Origin of the sequence: Lysinibacillus sp. NPDC097279, from assembly GCF_044761745.1 — a bacterium.
Lineage (GTDB): Bacteria > Bacillota > Bacilli > Bacillales_A > Planococcaceae > Lysinibacillus.
In genome coordinates, this window is record NZ_JBIWDA010000003.1 from 390,226 (window position 1) to 412,263 (window position 22,038).

Below are 22,038 nucleotides of genomic sequence, written 5' to 3' on the forward strand. Positions count from 1 at the left end.
CCCTATTTTACTACAACTTTTATGCTGTTATAGTAAAAAGAAAAGGGGTGAAGTTATTGATTGTTAAACCTTTTGCGCCATCCTCGCTGACATTGGGATTGCAAGCGCTTGTTCGACGATTGCATCCTTCACATCCGCAGTTCACAACCCTACAACAGGAGCTGAAAAATAAGGAAGCGGGCGATTTTGCAGAACATTATATTTTGAAAGAGCTAGAAAAGTTGCCACAGCTCAGTAACTGTCACATCTTCCACAATGTGATGCTTCCTACGGTACTCCCCATGCAAATTGACATTTTAGTCATTACATCAAGCGGTGTTATTATATTAGAAATTAAAAATATACGTGGAGCTGTCCATTTCAAAAATGACCCACGCCAGTTAATTCGTACTTTAGATACAGGAGAAATTCAAGTTTTTACGCATCCTGAAATTCAGCTGGAACAGTATATTCAGGCAATGCACCAATTTCTTAACGAGCATGATATTATAATACCAATATATGGAGCAATCGTTTTTCCTTTTAATAATGTAGAAATACATCGTGAAGGTGAAGGGCTACCGATAGTAATGGGAAGAGAACTCCCAATGTATGTGCATAGGCTAATAGTGAAAAAAATAGTTACGACTGAAATAACAAATATAATTTTGTCACAATTACAACACAAAAAGCCTTATCCGCTTTGTCGATATTATCAAATTGATCCCGATGCTTTACAAAGAGGCGTTTTTTGCGAAAATTGTGGGCGCTTTGGGATGGAAAAGCTGAAAAGAACTTGGTTATGCCAGAGATGTCAGCATCAATCTACCGATGCACATGTACAAGCACTAAAAGATTATTACATGCTTGTTGGAGAGACGATAACGAACAGGGACTGTCGAGAGTTTTTGAAAATTGATAGTGAGTACATCGCTAAAAGATTATTGCAAAAATCGTTACAAACATGGCGTAACACAGGCAAATATACGAAGTACAATTTGTCTGGATTGTTTGAATCGCCGATAGGAGTCTTGAAATCGCCGGTAAACCGGTATAAATCGCCGATAGCAGCCGATTTATCGCCGATACACCGAAGTAAATCGCCGATAGAAGTCCACGAATCGCCGATAAACCAATCAATCAACTCCCAAAAACCTACGATAAACCCAACAATATGTAAAACACACACAGAAAATACTGCAAAATAACAAATTGATTCACACTTTCCCTTGAAAGATGTATACTATAATGCAGAACAAAAATGTGAAAATGCATTTTAATGACCATATAAAAATTTACTACTCGTTTTTGAAACGGAAGGAAGAATAGAGAATGACGAAATCAATTTGTGTCGTTGGACTTGGCTATATCGGATTACCAACGGCTGTAATGTTTGCCAACCACGGCATAAAAGTACATGGGGTTGACGTAAACCCAGCAGCAGTAAAAAGTATTCAAGAGAAAAAACTTCATATTGAAGAAAACGGTTTACAAGAACGCCTAAATAAAGCAGTAGATGAAGGATTTTTAACAGCGTCAACAACACCACAAGAAGCAGATGTTTTCATTGTGGCAGTACCATCGCCAATTAACCCTGACAATACAGCGAATTTAGAATATGTACGTCAAGCAACGGCATCGATTGTGCCTTACGTGAAAAAAGGAAATTTAGTAATTCTTGAATCGACAGTACCACCGAAAACAGTAGAACACGTTATGCTACCTGAGCTAATCAAAGCAAACTTAGAGTTTGGCGTTGATTTATTTGTAGCACATTCACCGGAACGCGTAATTCCTGGTCGTATTTTTGAAGAATTAGTGAACAACGATCGTATCGTTGGTGGGATTGATGAAAAATCATCTCAAATGACAAAAGAGCTTTACCAAACATTTGTAAATGGCACAATCCACTTAACAGATGCAACAACAGCAGAATTAGTAAAAGTAATGGAAAACACATACCGTGATGTCAATATTGCTTTTGCCAATGAGCTTGCAAAAATGGCTGAAAAATTAGACGTAAATATTTGGGAAGCAATTAAATTTGCCAACTATCATCCACGTGTAAATGTACACTTCCCAGGTCCTGGTGTAGGTGGACACTGTATCGCAGTAGACCCATGGTTCCTTGTTGAGCTAGGTGGGGAGCAAGCACAAATTATTCATATGTCACGTAATACAAATGACAGCATGCCAAGATTTACAGCCCAAAAAACACAAGCAATTTTAAATGAAAACAAAATCGCAGGTGGCAAAGTAGCTGTGCTTGGACTAGCCTTCAAAGGAAACGTTGATGATATGCGTGAAAGCCCATCAACAATCGTTATTGATGAGCTACAAAATTTAGGCTTAGATGTGATTTCGTATGATCCACACATTAAAGAAAATAAACATGCTACACAAACACAAAGCTTAGAAGAAGCAACAAAAGATGCAGACATCATTGTTGTGTTAACAGATCACAATGAGTTCAAAGCATATGATGCAGCGGACATTACTGTAAAAACGAAAATCGTCTTTGATACGAAAAACTGCTTAAACCGTGAAAAATGGCAAGAGGCTGGCTTCCAGTTCCACTTACTAGGGGATGCGAAAAACCGATGAAAGAAACAGTACTTGGCATCAACGTCAATACGGAAGGCTACGATGAATTAATGGATATGGCATTTAAGCGCATTGAACACAAACAAAAAGCGCTCGTTGTTGCCATCAATCCAGAAAAAATTATCAAAGCAAAAGAAGACCCAGCACTAAAAAAGCTATTAAATGAAGCAGAATTTCAAATTCCAGATGGTATTGGTGTTATTCTTGCCTCAAAAATTCAAAAAGGGCAAATTCGTGAACGTGTTACAGGCGTCGATATGATGATGAAGCTATGTGAAGAAGCGGCAAAAAGGAGCAAGCCAATTTTCCTTTACGGAGGTAAACCTGGTGTTGCCGATGCAGCAAAAGCAAAGCTAGAATCACTATTTCCTTCTATTAAAATAGTTGGCGTACAGGACGGCTATGAGAAGGATGAACAAAAGGTCATCGATCGTATTAATGAAGCCCAACCGGATTTACTATTTGTTGCAATGGGAAGCCCTAAACAGGAAAATTGGATTAACGCCAATCGTGACCGTTTGCACCCAACGATTTACCAAGGTGTTGGTGGATCTTTTGATGTGCTGGCAGGTACAGTAAAACGTGCTCCGGAAATTTTCCAAAAGTTTGGCCTTGAATGGTTTTACCGATTAATGAAAGAACCTAAGCGCATCAAGCGTCAGATCGCACTACCACTTTTCTTATTGGAAGTGGCAAGGCAAAAACGTCAATAATTTTTAAAAATTGGTATTGTCGTTTTAAATTGAAAGTGTTAGACTGTAGGTGTATAGGAATTTCCTCTATGAAATAATAGAATTCCCTGCAAGGAAACAACGGTTGGTAGCCCAAGCGAAAAAAGCTCAAGCATTTATATGCTTGAGCTTTTTTCGTATTATCATTTAACTTAATTATCCATTATTTTAGATCATTCTAGAAAATATGAACAATAGAATGGTAGAAAATTAGATTTTGTTGGAAAAGTTGCATATTTTCACTTGAAAAAAAGCGTCAGATAGCCGACAATGGTAAAAGAGAGTTCGATGTCCACTATTTTCCGGAAACCAATTAGTAATTTTCCCAAAATATGATTGACAACTTTTAGGGATGCAACTATACTTTTATGTGTAGTTGTTTATTTACTACATAACTATGTAGTAGAGACATAATTTTTGAACTTAGAGGAGGAAATTTTTCTATGGCTAACCAACCAAAGAAATACAAAAAATTCGTAGCTACGGCTGCAACGGCTACTTTAGTAGCTTCTGCTATCGTACCAGTGGCTTCTGCAGCAGGATTCTCAGATGTAGCAGGTAACGACCACGAACTAGCAATCAATTCACTTTCTGAAGCAGGTATCATCAATGGATACGCTGACGGATCTTTCAAACCAAACCAAACTATTAACCGCGGTCAAGTGGTTAAATTATTAGGTCGTTGGTTAGAAGCACAAGGTCAAGAAATTCCAGCTGACTGGAATACAAAACAACGCTTCAACGACCTACCAGTAACAGCTGAAGCTGAATTAGTTAAATATGCTGCACTTGCTAAAGATGCAGGCGTATTCGCTGGTTCAAATGGTAACTTAAACCATACACAAACTATGCAACGTCAACAAATGGCAATCGTATTAGTACGTGCTATTAAAGAAATCACAGGCGTAGATTTAGTTGCTGACTACAAAAAAGCTGGTTTCGTAACTGAAATCGCTGACCTAGAAAAAGCTTACTCTGCTGAACAACGCAATGCTATCGTTGCTTTAGAATACGCTGGTATCACTAACGTATCTACATTCAACCCAGGTAACAGCGTAACTCGCGGACAATTCGCTTCATTCTTATACCGCACAATCGAAAACGTTGTAAACAATCCTGAAGCTGGTGTTGCTGCAGTTAAAGCTGTAAACAACACTACTGTTGAAGTAACATTCGACGAAGAAGTGGACAACGTACAAGCTCTTAACTTCTTAATCTCTGATCTTGAAGTTAAAAACGCTGCTGTTAAACAAACAAACAAAAAAGTTGTTGTTTTAACAACTGCTGCTCAAACAGCTGACAAAGAGTACACTGTATCTCTTGGCGAAGACAAAATCGGTACATTCAAAGGGATTGCTGCTGTAGTTCCTACGAAAGTTGAAATGGTTTCTCCTGCAACTCAAGGTAAACTAGGTCAACAAGTGTCTGTTAAAGCACAAGTGACTGTTGCTGAAGGCCAATCTAAAGCTGGTATTCCTGTGACTTTCTATGTACCAGGTAACAACGATGCAGTATATCCAACAATTACTGGTGAAGCATATACAGATGAAAACGGTGTAGCTACTTACACTTACACTCGTTACGCTGCTGGTAAAGATACAGTTACTGCTTATGCTACTGGTGACCGTTCTAAATTCGCAACTGGTCATGTATTCTGGGGTGTTGATACAATCCTATCAATTGAAGAAGTAACTACAGGTTCTTCAATTAATAACGGCGCTAACAAAACTTACAAAGTTACTTATAAAAACCCAACAACTGGTAAACCAGAAGCGAACAAAACATTCAATGTTTCATTCCTTGAAAACATCAATGTTACTGCTGATAAATTAGCAAACGCAACTGTTAATGGTTTTGAAGTTAAACAATTAAGTAATGGTACAGTTTTAGAGGCTGCACAAATTACAACTGATTCAAAAGGTGAAGCTACATTCACAGTTTCAGGTTCAAATGCTACAGTTACTCCAGTAGTATACGAAACAAATACAACTGCAAATGAATCAAGCAAACTATACAAAGCATCGGCTTTACAATCAACTACTGCTAAAACAACATTCTCAGCGGCTCAAGCCGAATACTCTATTGAAGTAACTCGCGATGGTGGAGAAGTTGCGGCTACCGGTGAAAGTAACGGTCGTGAGTATAAAGTTCTTGTTAAAGATAAAAACGGTAATGTTGCTAAAAACGAAACTGTAAACGTAGCGTTTAACGAAGATTTAGACCGTGTTATTTCTACAAACACAAAAGCTGGTTTTGTAGATCCAGATACTGATAAATTCTTCCCAGCTTCTGGTGTTAACACGAAATCTCAAATTTCTGTGAAAACAGATAGCAAAGGTGAAGCAACATTTATCATCGCAAGTAATTCTGAAAATGATTATGCAACTCCAGTAGCTTGGATTGATATTAATAATGCAAGTGCTAAGCGTGGATCTTTAGATGAGGGCGAACCAAAAACGATTGCTGCTATTTCACACTTCCAAGCGGAATATTTAGATGGAGCAAAACTAGTATCTTTAGATGGTACTAAGGAAACTTCAAATTTTGCTGGTAACAAATCTGCAAAATTCTCAGCTAAATTAACTAACCAAAGTGGTAAAGAATACTCTACTAATAATGTAAATAAAGTTACTTACACTGTATTTAATACTGGTGATAATGATATTTATGTAACTGAGGACAATGGCAATGTTGTAGAAGTAGCACCGAATCGTAGTGTTACAACAACATTTGATAGCCCAGGAACAGACTTATTAGTTAACTCAAACGGTAAAACTTCAGCTGTTAAAGTATTAGCAACTGGTGTAGCAAAATACACTGAGAATGGTGTAGTTAAAGATTTTGCTTTCACTGCAAAAGAAGCAACTGCAAAATTCACTGCTACAAATGAAGTAACAAATCCATATACTGGTGCTGTTAAGTCTTACAATACAGATAAGAAAACAATTACATTCGATAAAAAGGATGCAATTAAATACGCTGGTGTATCAGGTAAAACTTACAAATACTATGGCCTTGGTAGTACTCCAATTGCAGATGCAGATGCTTTCATCGCAACTTTAAGTAGCCAAGGTATTAATAACCAAGTTACTGTAACTTATAAAGAAGAAGATGGTGTTGTATCATTCTACATTATTAGTGTTGTATCTGGCGGTATTGGACATCCAACAGCTGATACTACTCCAGCTAATGGTGTAACGGGTACGATTGCATTTACAAATACTTCATTCAATGCAAATTCGAACCAAACAATTACAGTTAAAGATGCAGATTTAAATGTTAATGCTACTTTAGCTGAAACTACAACTGTTACAATTACAGATACTGCGAACACATCATTTAATATTACTTTAACTGAAACTACTGTTAACAGTGGGGAATTCGCTGGAACTCTAACTTCAGCTCAATTAGCTTTATTAAAAGATGGCGTAATTACAGCTACTTATAACGATGCTAAAAACGCTAACAATGTTGCAGCTACTGCTACTGCTACTGCTACATTAAATACTACAGTTGGAGCTGTAAACGTTACTTCTAAAGCAACTACTGAATATTCAGAAGGTGTTGGTACGGCTGCTGAAGTTAAAGGTGCTGCTGTAGCTACAACTGTTGTAGCTGGTGACCTTGTATTAGTAGTTGATGGAGTTCAATTTACAACTTCTGTTTCTGCTGTAACTGCTACTGCAGCAGCTAATGCAACTGCAGTAGTTGCTGAAATCAATGCAGCAGCTAAAAAAGTTGGATTCACAGCTGATGTTGCAACTGTTGATACTGACAAAATCGTTCTTACAAGCCCAACAAAAGGTACAGCTTCATCTGTAGAAGTTAAAGATTTAGGAACAACTACTGGATTAGGTTTAAATGTAGCACCTGAAGTAAAAGGGACTACTGGTACAGCTGTAGCAGCTCAATGGAAGTTCACAGTAACTACTACTCCAGCTGTTGGTGAAACTATTACAGTTAAAGTTGGAACTAAAGAAGCTTCTCACAAAGTTGTTGCAGGTAACGATTTAGCTGCTATTGCAACTGCTTTAGATACTGCTATCGGTGCTGAATATAATATCGCACTTGTTACCGGCTCTAATGTGATTACAGTTACACAAGCTACTCCAGCTAAAACAACTGATGAATTATCAGTAACTGTTACAAAATAATAGATTAAATTGTTATAATCTATAAATTAAAAAAGACTTTGTGGTGTTTCTTTCCCACAAAGTCTTTTTTGCGTTTATTTTTATTTTATCTTCCAAATCTATAATTTACTTATAGTTGAATTTATTGTGTGTTAACTAGAGAGAGATTATTGCAATGCAATTGGTTTCAGAAAGCTTTTAGCTATAGACAACAAAAAAACTTCAATCGTACAATAAAATTAGATCAACCGACTTTGTACAAAAGGATTCTAAATTGATAGGGAAATTTTAACACATACAACATGGATCTGTAAGTATCATATAGTATTTGTACCTAAATATAGAAGGTGATAAATTTATAGTAAAATTAAAGCAGAAATAGGAAAGATACTACGGAAGTTATGTGAAAGAAAAGGTGTAGAAATTGTCGAAGCCGCACCGCGTCCGGATCATATTTACACGTTTGTGAAAATTCCTCCGAAACTAGGTATTTCCACTTTCGTGTGTTATTTAAAAGAAAAAAGTGGCGTCATGATTTTCGACCACATGTTAATTTAAAGTACCATTTGGAATCGTCAATTTGGTGTCGAGATCTTGGTGGATACAGTCGCTCGAAATAGAAATTTGATTCATAAATATATCAAAAGACAATTACAAGAAGATATACGCTATGATCAAATGTCAATGAATGGAATAATTGACCCTTTTAATTGTGAATAGCAGCAATAAAATAAATATAGTTGGCAGACTTTTCAGAATGTCGTTAGAGCTCCTTAATGGTGCCTATTTGATAAATCATAAAACTGTACAACGTCTTATGCAAGAACTAGGTTTACAATCACTTGTCCGTATAAAAAAATATCGCTCCTACAAAGGTAGTGTCGGAAAGATTGCGCCAAATACTTTAAAACGTGATTTCGTGGCGACAAAACCAAATGAGAAATGGGTAACGGATGTAACAGAATTTCATTATCCGAAGGAGATGCCCCAGTGCATTATTCTGAACAAGGTTGGCATTTTCAAATGAAACAATACGCTCACGCATTAATAAAAAATGGTATTATCCAAAGTATGTCACGTAAAGGTAATTGTCTGGATAACGCAGTTATTGAAAACTACTTTGGTCTCTTGAAATCAGAATTACTTTACTTACAAGAGTTTGAAAGCATGGAACACTTTAAGCAAGAGCTTGAACAATACATAGAATACTACAATCACAAACGAATTAAGGCAAAATTAAAAGGATTAAGTCCCGTAAAATACATAACTCAATCGTTACAAGCTTCTTAACTAAATAAAGTGTCTAACTTTTTGGATTCATTTCATTTTGCAAGTGCAGCATATTTAACTAATTCAGCTTCAGCTGTTACTGGTAGGTCGTTGAAGCGTTGTTTTGTATTCCAGACAGCTGGAATTTCTTGGCCTTGTGCTTCTAAATAACGACCTAATAATTTAACCACTTGACCGCGGTTAATTGTTTGGTTTGGCTTGAATGAGCCTTCAGCGTATCCATTGATGATACCTGTGTCAGATAGTGCATTGATTGCTAGTTCGTGGTCGTTACCTGCTACATCTGAGAATCCTGCTGCAGAAGCCACTGGTATGAGCATAGTGCGTCCGCCACAAGCCTTGCAACAGCGAGGCTTGTGGCTTACTGTGCTAAGTGGAAAGCCCTACCGCAGCGGAAAACACATTCGTTCTATTCTCTCAAATTGTTTTCCATAGTCCTGCATCAACTATATTAATTTGGTAATAGATTTCTATAAATAGTATAATTTACATTAAGTAAATAGTGTATTAACACTATTATGGTTTCATATATATGTACTGGGGAAAATCGCTTTACTACTATTGTTAGCACGCCGTCTGTGATGAAAGCCGCTTTCGGTATAGGTTCAAACTGAAAAACGAGATAGGGAGATAGTAGACTTTCTTAGAAAAAGAGGGGCCTTGTTTTAATCAAATACTTAAAGAGGAGCTAACCGACAATGTCTAAAAAGAAATGGAGCAAGTCATTTAATGCTTTATTAGCAACAACTCTAGTTGCAAGTGTATCGATTCCAGTGATGCCTGCTAAAGCTGTAGCAGCAGGACAAGCAGCTGACTTAATTATCTCGGAATATATTGAAGGGTCGAGTAATAATAAGGCGATTGAACTTTACAATGGAACGGGTTCAACGATTGATTTAAGTCAATATAAACTAGAACTTTATACAAACGGTAATACGACTCCTACGAATAAACAGACGTTAATTGGAACTTTAGCACATAACGAGACGCTTATTATCTATAACTCTAGTGCAGTGGCAGCAATAAAAGATAAAGGTGGAATTGCATCAGCTGTTACTTCGTTTAATGGTAATGATGCGATTGTTTTAAAAAAGGGCGAAGAGGTTATAGATTCTTTTGGTCAAATGGGCTTCGATCCAGGGAAAGCATGGGATGTAAACGGTGTGTCAACTGTTGATAAAACATTGGTTAGAAAAAGTGCAGTGACGTTAGGTGACATCAATCCAAGTGATGTATTTGATCCTTCATTAGAATGGCAGCAATATCCAATCGATACATTTGATCATTTAGGTAGTCATTCAATGGATGGCGGAGAAGTAGGACCTATTACAAAGGCAGAAGCAGTAACAGCTTCTACACCATCTGGAACAGTAGCGGCAGGTACAGCGATTGCCTTGTCTTCTGCAACAGATGGCGCAACGATTTATTACACAACAGATGGTACGGAACCGACTGTGGAAAGCGCGGTTTATTCGCAACCAATTATCATTGATAAAACAATGACGCTAAAAGCAATTGCAGTAGCAGAAGGACTAGAAAATAGCGATGTCCAAACATATAGTTATACAGTTAGTGGACAAGCAGATGTGCTGTCTATCGCTAATGCAAGAACAGAAGCGAACGGTACAACAGTAACAATCAAAGGTATCGTAGCAGGGAAGCTGAAAAATACGATTTCGGTGCAGGATGGAACAGGGGGTATTGCCGTACGTCCATCTAGCCTCAATGTGGAAATTGGCGACGAAGTAACGCTTAAAGGTAAATTAGCGGATTATCGAGGATTACTGCAATTAGACGCAGCCCAAATCATCGATAAAGTGGCAGGTGTTGGTGCACCAACTGCAAAAGTCGTAACAGGTGCAGAGATTGGAGAAGCAAATGAATCGCAACTCGTTACGGTAAAAAATGTGACGCTGACGAACGCTCAAACAGGAAGCGGCTGGGCAAACTTCACTGCGAGTGATGGTAGCACTTTCTTAGTACGTGATGAAACTGCTACGCTTGGTTTAACAGCAGGCACAACCTATGAATCGATTACAGGCATTGTCCAACAGTTCGATAATGATTACCAAGTGATTCCACGTTCTGTTAATGATATTGTCGTGGATAGTACAGCATTAAAACCAGCAATAGCATCTCCTGGTAGTGGAACGTTTGTAGGTAAAACGACTGTTACTTTATCGACATCTACAGCAAATGGTGAAATCTATTTCACAGTAGATGGTAGTGATCCGACTGTAGGAGGTACGAAATACACAACGCCAATCGATATTACGGCAAATACAACATTAAAAACAGTTGTGAAAGCTAGTGATGGCACGTTTAGTGAAGTGATGACCTATGACTATAACATTACCGATGCATTGCAAATCCATGATATTCAAGGAGAAGGGCATGCTTCACCATATGCTGGTAAAACTATTGAGGGCATTGAAGGGATCGTAACGTATTCATTTTCTTTAAATGGTAGTTATTATTATACGCTTCAAACGCCTGATGAATTGGCGGATAATAATCCGAATACATCGGAAGGTATTTTACTTTATAGTGGGAAAAATGCTTGGCCAATTCAAGTAGGGAATTTAGTATCGGTCAAAGGTAAAGTTGATGAATATGCGTACGATGGCTATAGTGATGCCAACCAAACCGATTTAAAAACAACGCAAATCAATGTACGAAATGACCAAGGTGGCAAAGTAGAAGTGCTAAAAAGTAGTGTAGCCCTACCAAAAGCCATTCAAATTGATAAATTAAAAATGTCATTTAGCCAAATTGACAGTGATAATCTGCAAGTTTTCAACCCAACCATTGATGCCATTGATTTCTGGGAAAGTATTGAAGGCATGCGCGTGGAAGTGGGCAATGTTAAAGCTGTCGGTCCACAAGAACATGGAGATTTAGTAACGGTTCTTGAAAGTGAACCAACGAACACCCTTCATGGTGGCGTTTTATATGAAGAAGGGAAAACAAACCCGAATCGTATCCAATTTAGATTAGAACCGAACGGAACGGCTCGTGATTTTGAAGTGGCAACAGGCGATAAGTTTAATGGACCGATTACAGGTATCGTTGGCTACTCCTATCAAAACTTTAAGATTTATGTGCCATTAGATCAGATGAAGCAAGCACATGTAAAAGGTTCGGCAACACCTGAGACAACAAAAATTGTTAAAGCAGAAGATAAGGTAACAATTGCATCGTATAACTTAGAAAACTTCTCTAATAACAAAACGTCTACAACCGATGAGAAAGCGCGTAAATTAGCGCGAGCAATAGCTATTGATATGCAAACACCAGACATCGTTGGGGTAACGGAAGTACAAGATAATAATGGTGAATCTGCTGGTGATTCAAAGGCAGATCAAAGCTATCAACGTTTAATTGATGCCATTAAAGCGGCAAGTGGTGTTGAATATAAGTTTGTCAATATTGACCCGGTGAATAATGCAGATGGTGGAGCACCTAACGCTAATATTCGTGTTGGTTTTCTTTACAATCCAGCAAGAGTGAACTTGAAGGAAGGTAGCCCAGCAGGGGATGCAACAACTGCCGTTGGTTATCAAGACGGTCAATTAACGCTAAACCCAGGTCGAATTGACCCGACAAATGAAGCATTTAATAATAGTAGAAAACCGTTAGCTGCACAATTTGAGTTCCAAGGTGAAGATGTCATCGTGATTGCCAACCACTGGAATTCTAAATCAGGTGACACGCCGTTATTCGGATCAATTCAACCGCCGCAATATAAAAGTGAAGTGCAACGTCAAAAAATCGCCAATATTGTCTATGGCTTTGTGAATGATATTAAAACAAAAAATCCAGATGCAAACGTTGTATCATTAGGTGATTTTAACGACTATCAATTCGCTGCACCTCTTAAAATTCATGAGGGTGAATTGATGACAAATATGATTAATAAAGCAGAAGACGCGGATCGTTACACATATTTATATCAAGGGAATTCGCAAGTATTAGACCATATTTTAGTTTCTAATAATCTGAAAGACAAAACGTTGATTGATATTCTTCATATTAATGCAGACTTTACAGATATGGCAGGCCGTGCAAGTGACCATGATCCTGTTATGGTGCAAGTGGACTTGAAAATAGGTTCAACTGTGGAGCCGATTGTGCCTGAAATCACTTATTACTATGAGAACTTTAAGAAAAACATTTTAAACATTACAAAGCCTAGTGTGGCATTGCATTTAGATGCTGCTTCACATATTACAAAAGGCGTACATCTTAAAGGGAAGTATGTAGAGCTTCATGGTGAAGGCTTTAAAACGACGGATGTAATCATTACGCCAAATCATCCAGGTTCTATTGTAGATTTAAAAGGCAATACGTTTAAAAAGATCACAATTGAAGGTAAAAATGTCAGCGAAATTCGAGGCGCGGACAATATCGACTTTAAATTGATTGAACTAACGAAAGGTGCAACGTTAGAGAACATAAAATTCACGAATTCAAAAGGGGACATCATTGTACCTTTTGAAAACAAGCAACCAGTCGTAAAAAAACCTATTTCAAACCAGACAGTAGCTGTAGGCACAGCGATTACAATTGATTTAACAGAACATTTCGCTGATCCTGATAATGACCCACTGTCATTTACAGCTACAAAAGGGTCGATAAATGGCAACATATTAACGCTAAATTTAGAAGCGGGTAGCCATATTGTTGGTGTTACGGCATCTGATGGCAAGAAAAGTGTTACTACCAACTTTAGTGTTACCGTAAATGCTACTAACGACTACTATGCAGCTGCCTATGACAAAGAAGGCCAAGCACTAAAAAAAGCACTTCACGATATTATTTCTGTACAAAAGGTACTGTCATATGATGATGCTTGGGATGCATTAAGATATACGGATGAAGATCCAAATAATTTAAATAATGTACTGTTATTTTACTCTGGGAAATCAAGCCCTAAATCTAACAATGGCGGTAATGTAGGAAACTGGAACAGAGAGCATACATGGGCAAAATCACATGGTAATTTTGGGACGAGCAAGGGGCCAGGAACAGATATTCATCATTTACGCCCTACAGATGTTTCAGTGAATAGCTCGAGAGGAAATTTAGACTTCGACAATGGTGGCAGTCCTGTGTCTGGCTGTAATGGTTGCTTAAAAGACTCGGATTCATTCGAGCCGCCTAATAATGTAAAAGGTGATGTAGCACGCATCTTATTTTATATGGCAACTCGTTATGAGCCAGGCGATAGAGTTGACCTTGAATTAAATGAAAAAGTTAATAATGGGGCAGCTCCAAATCATGGTAAACTTTCTGTCCTTTTACAATGGCATCAACAAGATCCCGTAGATGACTTTGAAAAACGAAGAAACGACAGAATCTACGAAGTGCAAGGTAATCGCAATCCATTTATCGATCACCCAGAATGGGTAGAAACGATTTATGGCAAAAAAACAGCATTACAGATGGCGAATTAATTAGAATAATATATTAGTAGCCCACTTCAATTGGATATGAAGTGGGTTTTTAGTTTTTTAAGACAAATACATGATAGTTATAATGATAAAAAAATTTAAAATTCAGTTCTTTGGGAAGATATGGAGGGCTTCAAATTAAACGATTTAACAGGAATATGAAAGGCAGGTAGAAGTACAATTAATATGATTCTTAAGGAACAGTGTAGGAAATTTTCTATACTGTTCCTTTTGTATGATATTTTAGAAGTAATTCAGAATATGATATAATATGGGCAAAATACGAGTGGTTAGCGTTCGTAAATAAACGATTATTCTAGGGTAGAAATGATGGAATCTTATTTATTTTGCTATCACGGTACAACTAAACGCGATGGAGAAAATATTGAGCAGAGAATAGATTTATCGAGAGCTCGATATCGTACAGATTTTGGAAAAGGCTTCTATGTAACGAATAATTTGAAGCAAGCTAAAAAATGGGCAATTGGAAGAGCTAAAGATGAAATGGTAGATGGACGATTGCCGGCTGGTACTGAACCAGTAGTTGTGTATTTCCATTTAGATATTAAAAAGTTAATGAGTTTAACTACTAAGCAATTTGAGCAACCTACAAAGGAATGGGCTGAATTTATTTTCAATTGCCGAAGTACTGGTTTCAAGAATGAACTATATCACGCTTTTGATTATACGTTCGGACCACTTGCAGATGGGCGTACCAATATTTTAGTGCGAAAAATACTTAACGGACTGATTACTCTCGATGAATTTTTTAATAGTATCAAGCCATTGTATATGACGAATTCACAGTTAGCGCTACATACAGAAGCAGCAATTGAATGTTTAAAAATTGTGGGGGTGGAGGAAATTGAAATGGATCGATTATACTTTTAATGAATTAGATTTGGAGCTTGTCTTTTTGATTCGAGATGAGTTAAAAAAAGTTTTAGGTGAGCAAGCGGATGAAGCGCTTATGACATCTGGTTTCCTCCATCGTTTGCAGGAGGACCCGATCTATGTTCATCACTTTGACGAAGACTATTGGGTGAGCCATATTATAAAGCGATTTCAACAATCGATAGTAGGTTAGAAATAAACAAAGGTATAAAAAAGTGTTAGATTGACTGTCGTCATTCTAACACTTTTTCGTTCTCTTTTAATGGAAAAGTGACTGACACGCTTAATGCACTTCTGTTAATTTCTTCAAATATCTTCGACGGATAATGAAGAAGCTTCCTATAAAGGGTAGTAAAAATATACTGATGCCGATTGCGGTCATTCTGATGCCAAGTACCACCATTGCATTAATCGACAATCTATGACATGCTTAATAGAGATAGAAAGTACTAGGAGAATGTTGTAGTGATAAAGGAATGGGATTTACTACGTGTGGTGGCATGCCTATCTATTTTACTATTGCATACATCATCGTGGGTTATTATGGAGGTTGGAGCAGAGCCTGAGCAACCGTTGTATTTGTTTTTGCGAATTGCACTTTGCTATGCAACACCGACGTTTATTGTGCTATCCATTTTAATATTGTCGAATCGTTATCGTGAGCGACTACCGATTAATTTTTGGTCGAGTCGCATTCAATATATTTTTGTACCTTTTTTAGTGTGGGCTTTTTTAGATGCGTTATTAGTTGAGTCAATTTACCAGAAGGGCATGCTATTGGATAAGTTTTATCACAATGTTATGTCTGGCGAGTTTGTTGGCTGGTTTGTCGTAGTTATTATGCAGCTATATGTGGTAGTTGCGCTAATGAAGCGTTTTAAGTGGTCGATTGCTTGGTTTTTACCTATTAGTGCATTGATTACACTTGTGCATCATGCAATTATTTTATTGCCATATCCGATATTCGAGGACAATGTAATGGTTATACGCTTGCTGTTTACGGGCTGGCTCGGTTATTTTGCTGTAGCCTATGCGATTGGTGCTTATTATGAACAATTAGCCGCGCTAGCGAAAAAGTATCGTGGTGCGACCTTTGTGTTCGTCGTACTAGCTGCGCTGTTCTTATATATTCGTGTGCAACTTGGCTACACAGAGGTACATTCAAGACGGCTCGATTTAGTGCCACTTGTCGTTAGTGTTGTCCTTTGTATAATTGCATGGGGACAGTCAATACCGTCTACAAAAGTCGTCCATATAATAAGTCGATATGCGTTTATGATATACCTTATCCATTGGGAGGTTTTGCGCCTATCAACAAGCTGGTTCGTGGCGCATTTTGATAGCACACTGACGCGTGTTCCACTGCTCATGCTGTGGACGCTTGTTGTTTGTATTGGGCTGACAAAACTACTGTCATACTTGCCATTCAGTCAATGGATCGTCGGCAAACTAAAGAAACGGTAAAAGCAGTGATTTCTTGTAGTAGAAATCACTGCTTTTTTGTTTTGTAGGGAAGTAAAACGACGGTAGCCCCGAGTAAAACGCCGGTAGACCTGAGTGAAACGCCAAGAGCCCTGTGCGAAACGCCATTAAACCCCGAGCAAGCACTGAAACATTATTGTATTCGTAAAATCGGTTTAATTGCCTCGCCATTTTTTGATGCTAAAAATGCTTCATTGATTTGGTCGAAGTCATAGAACTTCACCAATTTATCGAATGGGAATTGGCCCGCTTTATAGTAGTCCACTAATTGAGGAATAAAGACGTTTGGTACGGAATCACCTTCAATGACACCCATCATTGTTTTACCTTCAGCCATGATATCATTGTGCACATCGATAGTCATTTCTGGTGTTACACCAACGACTGCTGCAACGCCTAGTGGACGTAGTGCTTGTAAACATTGGCGAACTACTGGAGGAACGCCTGTTGTATCGACTGCGTATTTTGTACCGCCATTTGTTAATTGTTTAATTTCTTTTACAACCTCTACTTTTGAACCGTTAAATGTATGTGTTGCACCTAGCTCTTTTGCTAATTCTAAGCGTGAATCGTGTACATCGACAGCAATAATTGTTTTACAGCCTACAATTTTTGCAGCCATAATCGCACTTAAACCTACAGCGCCTGCGCCATAAATTGCAATAGTTGAGCCGAACTCTGGTTTGATTTTATTTAAAACAGTACCTGCACCTGTTTGAATACCGCAGCCTAAAGGTCCGAGTAATGCTAAATCTACATCTTTATCTACTTTGACAACATTTCGCTCATGCGAGATGGCAAAAGTACCGAATGAAGATTGACCGAAAAATGTTGAAAGTGGCTGGCCATCTTTAGATAAACGATGTGTGTAATCATCATGTGTACCGCCAAAGTTTAAATCATTGAATGTTTCACAAACTGTTGGGTGACCTGTTAAACAGTTATCACAATGTCCACAATGTGCAAATGAAAGGACAACGTGATCACCTTTTTCAAAACGCGTGACACCCTCACCGACTTCTTCGATAATTCCTGCTCCTTCATGTCCAAGAACAGCGGGTAGTGGAGCGATGGCTGCATCACGTGCCACTGCATCTGTATGACAAACACCTGTACTTACAATTTTCACTAGCACTTCATTCGCTTTCGGAGCTGCTAGTTCTACTTCTTCAATAATAAAATCCTGACCTTGTCCAGGTGTAACTGCTGCTTTAATTTTCATAAATACTCCTCCGTTTAGTATAGATTATTGAATTTCGCTATCATTGTAATCGTTTGCAGAAATCGCTACAATATATTCAAATCTATATCTATATTCATTATGATTCATAAGGGGAAATACTATGCAGTTTTTACAGTTACAATACTTTTTAGCTGTGGCAAGGACGGAGCATATGTCTCAATCTGCACTTTCTTTAAATATTACACAGTCATCATTAAGTAAAACGATTGCCAAATTAGAAAATGAATTAGGTGTCCCTTTATTCGATCGAGATGGGAAGAAAATTCGTTTGAATAGTTATGGAAAGTATTATGCGCAGGAAGTAGAGCGAGCATTAAATATTTTACAAGAAGCACATGAAGAAGTGCTAGAAATGGCTGATATAGAGGAAGATCGCGTATCCGTTAGTGTAATGAGCTCTACCATCTTACCGCCGGTATTTAGGAGTTTCTATGATCGTAGACCAAATATTCGTATTCAACAATCCATCCTACCCGATTCAGTTGCAAAGGAACGTCTTATTAGTGGGGAAATTGAGCTGTGTGTTTCCAATACACCGATTACAGGAACGGATATTGAATGGCTACCTGTTTTAAAGGAACGATTAGATTTAATTGTTCCTAAAAATCATAGGCTTGCTCAGTTCGATGAAATTGATTTACTGGAAGCGAAAAATGAACGCTTTATAGGATACAAATCTGGTTTAGAATCGATTAGCATGTTTGAGAAATGCTGTTTAGAAGCGGGGTTTACACCAAACATTGTCTTTGAAGGGACGGAAATGTCGATTGTTTTACAACTTGTAAATGAAGGACAAGGTATTACATTTTATCCGCAATACTCCTTTTTAGGTGAACAACTAGAAAATACTAAAATCATTCGCTTGAAAAATAGTCACTGTTATCAAATGGTAGGTTTCGCGTGGTTAAAAAACAAAAAGTATTCGTATGTATCAAAGCAATTCCGTCAACATATGATTGAAGCTTTTATAGACATACAGAATAAAAATAATAGATAAGAAAAAGCCGAATATTTTATTCGGCTTTTTTTAATTTATATATTCGATAGAACCCCGAGAATCGCCGATACCCTGGCGCAAACTAATAATTAAACTAATTTTTACTCAGGCATAAGTTTTAGATTGCGATCGTTATAGGCAAGGACGACATAGTCTGGTTGCATGCTTTGTAAGTAAGGAATGATTTCTTTATCCAAATAACGTAAGTCTAAAATGGTTAAAGTTTTAAAGTGACTTGCTACGTGAAATTGGATGGTGTTAAAGTATGAATCTTTAATAACGACGAGATGTTTGTCACTATCATAATTTTGATTAACAATCGTGAGTTCAGCAAAGTCACGGCTATAGGCTTCAGCGTAGTTTACGACTGCATCGGGATTCATTTGTTTGGCGCGACCGTACACTGCTTCGTATGGTGCAGTGACCCCATCTTCAATCGTACCGTCGTAAATAGTAAACTGTGTTGCGAAAGAGTCTGGCTCGTTATAGCAAATTTGTTCGTCATTATCTACGGTCATATACAGTATTTTATTCCATGAGCCAGCAAATTTATTTGGCAAACAAAATGTCTTGGCTTCATCGTATGGAATTGGGGCAATCGTTTCGCCAAGTCGTTCGCTTAGTGTATTGATTAGTGCCTCGTAGCCAGAGTATGCACCACGTATTGTCCAGTGATGGTCTGTTTTATAGAAGTTCCGCTCTGCAGAAAAGTCATCCTGCATTTCATCATATAGACGAATATTGTTTACACCAGCAGCTGTAACAAGTTCGTGCAGTTTGGTGTTGTTGGCAATACCCGCATCTTCAGGCATATAACTTGGACTTGGCTCACGTGAGTAGGTTGCCTTCGCTGGTAGTGAGTAAAATGTAAACGGAATATTTTTTTCGGCTAGCCCCTCGCTTAAATGTTTTAAATCGGAGGCAAAGGAAGCTAGCTCATCTTCTGTTTTTGCAGCGGCTGGTTTTGAAATGATCCAGCCGCTTTTATCATCTACTGCGTACTTATCATTTAAATAAGTTTTGCCTACAACACGCTGGAAGTTAACATAATTGCGCATCCATGTATCTCGTGCAGGAAATTGATCAGAAATATAAGATTCTACCTGTTTGGACCATGCTCCTGAGAAGATTTCCTGTGGACTTGGCGTAATATTGGCAGATGCTAATGGACGGTTTTCCATTTCTGATTGTGGACGATCCACTGTTAATACATGTACGACGAAGCCACCGAAAATGATGCAAAAAAATGTAATTGGTAAAAGAAACGTTTGTATTTTTCGCATGATGTCCCACCTAAAATCTAAAGTAAATGAATGGATTATGTGTTGCGTTCACTAAAAACATCGTAATAAATAACAACAGAGCGCCATAGTAAATTGTTTGCGTAATGCGTAGCCCCCAGTCAAATGATAGGGAAACGGTAGCTTTTTGCTCGCTCCAATTTTGATAAAGTTTATAAACGGGCATCGCAAATATAATGGCGATAACAAAGTAAATAGCATAATCTTTAGTCAGTAAAATTGTTTCATAATTGTACAGTGCGGCGTTAGATAACCCAAATAACGCTTTGATAAATGCAAAGGCATATGTAAAGTCATTCGCTCTAAAGAAAACCCAGCCAATCATGACAATAATAAGAATATACATATGTCGTAATACACGTGGAATACGTGCTAACCATTTCAGCAGTACCCATTTTTCAAGGCAGATTAATATCCCATAGTAAAAGCCCCATGCCATAAAGGTCCAGCTTGCACCGTGCCAAAAACCGGTTAGTGTCCAGACAACTAGTAAATTACGATATAACTTCCATTCGTGGCTTACACGACTTCCACCAAGTGGGAAGTAGACATAATCTCTAAACCAACTGCTGAGTGAGATATGCCAGCGACGCCAGAAGTCTGTAACGGATTGCGCAATATACGGATAGTTAAAGTTCTCTTCAAATTTAAAGCCGAAAATACGTGCTAATCCAATTGCCATATCACTATAGCCTGAGAAGTCGAAGTAAATTTGTAGGGAGTACGCTAAAATCCCAATCCAGGCAGTACCAGTTGTTAAGTCCCCACCAGATAAACTAAATACATGATCGGCTACTTCGCCCATTGGGTTTGCGATAAGCACTTTTTTCGCTAAACCTTGTACAAAGCGCCGCGTCCCAATCATCCAATCGTCTGCTGTAGCAATACGTTTTTTTATTTGCTCAGCTACCGTTTGATAGCGAACGATAGGGCCTGCAACGAGCTGTGGAAATAAGGTAATGAAAAGTGATAAATCCAAAAAGTTGCGCTGTGCCTTTACGTCCTTGCGATAAACATCGATAACATAGCTAAGTGCTTGGAACGTGTAAAACGATATGCCGATTGGCAGTGGAACTGCCTGCCATTCAATAGGCTGTGCCAAATAATTGTTAAGAATGTCCACGAAAAAGCCAGCGTATTTGTAATAGCCTAAAATGGCTAAATTACTAACAATGACTAACCATAGAAGTGTTTTTCTCTTTGACTGTGAAACTGTATTTTCAATGATAATGCCGAGTACATAATTGAGCACGATAGACAGCATCATTAAAAGCACATATTTCGGTTCACCCCAAGCGTAAAAGAACAAGCTTGCCAACAGTAAAATTGTATTGCGTAGCATCTTCGGAGAGATGAAGTACAAAACAATTACTAATGGCAAAAAAACATATAAAAAAATAAGACTACTAAATACCATTTCTGTCAAATCCCCATCTCTGTAAATGATAGAACTTAGCGAATAGTCGAGGTCGTTAATAGCGCAGCAACAATCGCCATTAACTTAATGTGAAACGCCACAACACTCGAGTGAAACGCCACACACCTGAAGCGAATCGTCAGACCACTGAGCAAATCGCGACAAAACCCAGTCATACCGCTGATTGAAGTCCATTAATCCTTAATAGAATATAGTCACTATCGCTAGATTCTGGTTTCCATAAAATATTAATCCAGTTTTCCAAGGGAATTAATGAATAAATTACCTATATTATTGTAACGTAAATTCATGATTTGTTCACTATTCCTTTAAGTGAGAAAATTGTCTTAGCTAAAAATATATGGAAGGGAAAAAGTCTCAATACCTATGGGTAAAATGGTATATTTTCCGCATAAAAGCAACACTTCTCTACTAATTACTGGATGGTAAAACACTATATAAAAAACTAAATTTTGTATCTATAACCAATGAAGTGTTACTGTTACCACATCTT

Annotated in this window: 13 protein-coding genes and 2 pseudogenes; 11 read left to right on the forward strand and 4 right to left on the reverse strand. The window is 37.8% G+C overall.

What is annotated here, in order from left to right:
• Positions 1 to 56: 56 nt before the first annotated feature.
• From ACIQ1H_RS15555 to ACIQ1H_RS15580, 6 genes and pseudogenes are all read left to right on the forward strand, one after another.
• A complete protein-coding gene (locus ACIQ1H_RS15555) occupies positions 57 to 1,187 on the forward strand; it encodes a nuclease-related domain-containing protein (RefSeq protein WP_402889906.1) in 1,131 nt (376 codons plus the stop codon).
• 124 nt (positions 1,188 to 1,311) lie between these two features.
• A complete protein-coding gene (locus ACIQ1H_RS15560; RefSeq protein ID WP_402889908.1) occupies positions 1,312 to 2,583 on the forward strand; it encodes a nucleotide sugar dehydrogenase in 1,272 nt (423 codons plus the stop codon).
• On the forward strand, positions 2,580 to 3,296 hold the full coding sequence (locus ACIQ1H_RS15565; RefSeq protein WP_402889910.1) for a WecB/TagA/CpsF family glycosyltransferase: 717 nt from the start codon (positions 2,580 to 2,582) through the stop codon (positions 3,294 to 3,296). Before ACIQ1H_RS15560 ends, ACIQ1H_RS15565 begins: the two co-directional genes overlap by 4 nt.
• Before the next feature lie 461 nt (positions 3,297 to 3,757).
• On the forward strand, positions 3,758 to 7,468 hold the full coding sequence (locus ACIQ1H_RS15570) for an S-layer homology domain-containing protein (RefSeq protein ID WP_402889911.1): 3,711 nt from the start codon (positions 3,758 to 3,760) through the stop codon (positions 7,466 to 7,468).
• 252 nt (positions 7,469 to 7,720) lie between these two features.
• Positions 7,721 to 8,167 (forward strand): annotated as a pseudogene (gene tnpA, locus ACIQ1H_RS15575) (IS200/IS605 family transposase).
• Between the two features lie 34 nt (positions 8,168 to 8,201).
• Positions 8,202 to 8,737 (forward strand): annotated as a pseudogene (locus tag ACIQ1H_RS15580) (IS3 family transposase); the annotation flags it as partial.
• A 32-nt stretch (positions 8,738 to 8,769) separates the two neighbouring features.
• On the opposite strand, the gene ACIQ1H_RS15585 reads toward ACIQ1H_RS15580, so the two are convergent.
• Positions 8,770 to 9,057 carry an S-layer homology domain-containing protein gene (locus ACIQ1H_RS15585; protein ID WP_402889913.1) on the reverse strand — a complete coding sequence of 96 codons (288 nt, stop codon included), beginning with the start codon at positions 9,055 to 9,057 and terminating at the stop codon, positions 8,770 to 8,772.
• A gap of 378 nt (positions 9,058 to 9,435) precedes the next feature.
• Between ACIQ1H_RS15585 and ACIQ1H_RS15590 the strand changes: the two genes are divergently transcribed.
• The 4 genes from ACIQ1H_RS15590 (at position 9,436) to ACIQ1H_RS15605 (ending at position 16,548) form a co-directional block, all read left to right on the forward strand.
• The gene (locus ACIQ1H_RS15590) at positions 9,436 to 14,193 is read left to right on the forward strand and encodes an endonuclease (protein WP_402889915.1); all 4,758 of its coding nucleotides are present in this window, start codon (positions 9,436 to 9,438) and stop codon (positions 14,191 to 14,193) included.
• A 324-nt stretch (positions 14,194 to 14,517) separates the two neighbouring features.
• Positions 14,518 to 15,081, forward strand: a complete 564-nt coding sequence (locus tag ACIQ1H_RS15595) for a DUF3990 domain-containing protein (RefSeq protein ID WP_402889916.1) — start codon at positions 14,518 to 14,520, stop codon at positions 15,079 to 15,081.
• Positions 15,056 to 15,277 (forward strand): hypothetical protein, encoded by a 222-nt coding sequence (locus tag ACIQ1H_RS15600; protein ID WP_402889918.1) that lies wholly within the window; start codon positions 15,056 to 15,058, stop codon positions 15,275 to 15,277. Before ACIQ1H_RS15595 ends, ACIQ1H_RS15600 begins: the two co-directional genes overlap by 26 nt.
• A 272-nt stretch (positions 15,278 to 15,549) precedes the next feature.
• Positions 15,550 to 16,548 (forward strand): acyltransferase family protein, encoded by a 999-nt coding sequence (locus tag ACIQ1H_RS15605; protein WP_402889920.1) that lies wholly within the window; start codon positions 15,550 to 15,552, stop codon positions 16,546 to 16,548.
• 151 nt (positions 16,549 to 16,699) lie between these two features.
• On the opposite strand, the gene ACIQ1H_RS15610 is transcribed toward ACIQ1H_RS15605, so the two are convergent.
• Complete coding sequence (locus ACIQ1H_RS15610; protein WP_402889922.1) at positions 16,700 to 17,788, reverse strand: NAD(P)-dependent alcohol dehydrogenase; 1,089 nt, start codon at positions 17,786 to 17,788, stop codon at positions 16,700 to 16,702.
• 121 nt (positions 17,789 to 17,909) lie between these two features.
• Here ACIQ1H_RS15610 and ACIQ1H_RS15615 point away from each other — a divergent pair, with 121 nt between their 5' ends.
• Complete coding sequence (locus tag ACIQ1H_RS15615; protein WP_402889923.1) at positions 17,910 to 18,806, forward strand: LysR family transcriptional regulator; 897 nt, start codon at positions 17,910 to 17,912, stop codon at positions 18,804 to 18,806.
• A 101-nt stretch (positions 18,807 to 18,907) separates the two neighbouring features.
• Here the strand turns inward: ACIQ1H_RS15615 and ACIQ1H_RS15620 are convergent, their stop codons facing one another.
• Together ACIQ1H_RS15620 and ACIQ1H_RS15625 are read right to left on the reverse strand one after the other, a co-directional pair.
• The gene (locus ACIQ1H_RS15620; protein WP_402889924.1) at positions 18,908 to 20,089 is read right to left on the reverse strand and encodes an alginate O-acetyltransferase AlgX-related protein; all 1,182 of its coding nucleotides are present in this window, start codon (positions 20,087 to 20,089) and stop codon (positions 18,908 to 18,910) included.
• A 10-nt stretch (positions 20,090 to 20,099) separates the two neighbouring features.
• Positions 20,100 to 21,524, reverse strand: a complete 1,425-nt coding sequence (locus ACIQ1H_RS15625) for an MBOAT family O-acyltransferase (protein WP_402890038.1) — start codon at positions 21,522 to 21,524, stop codon at positions 20,100 to 20,102.
• Between the last annotated feature and the right edge of the window lie 514 nt (positions 21,525 to 22,038).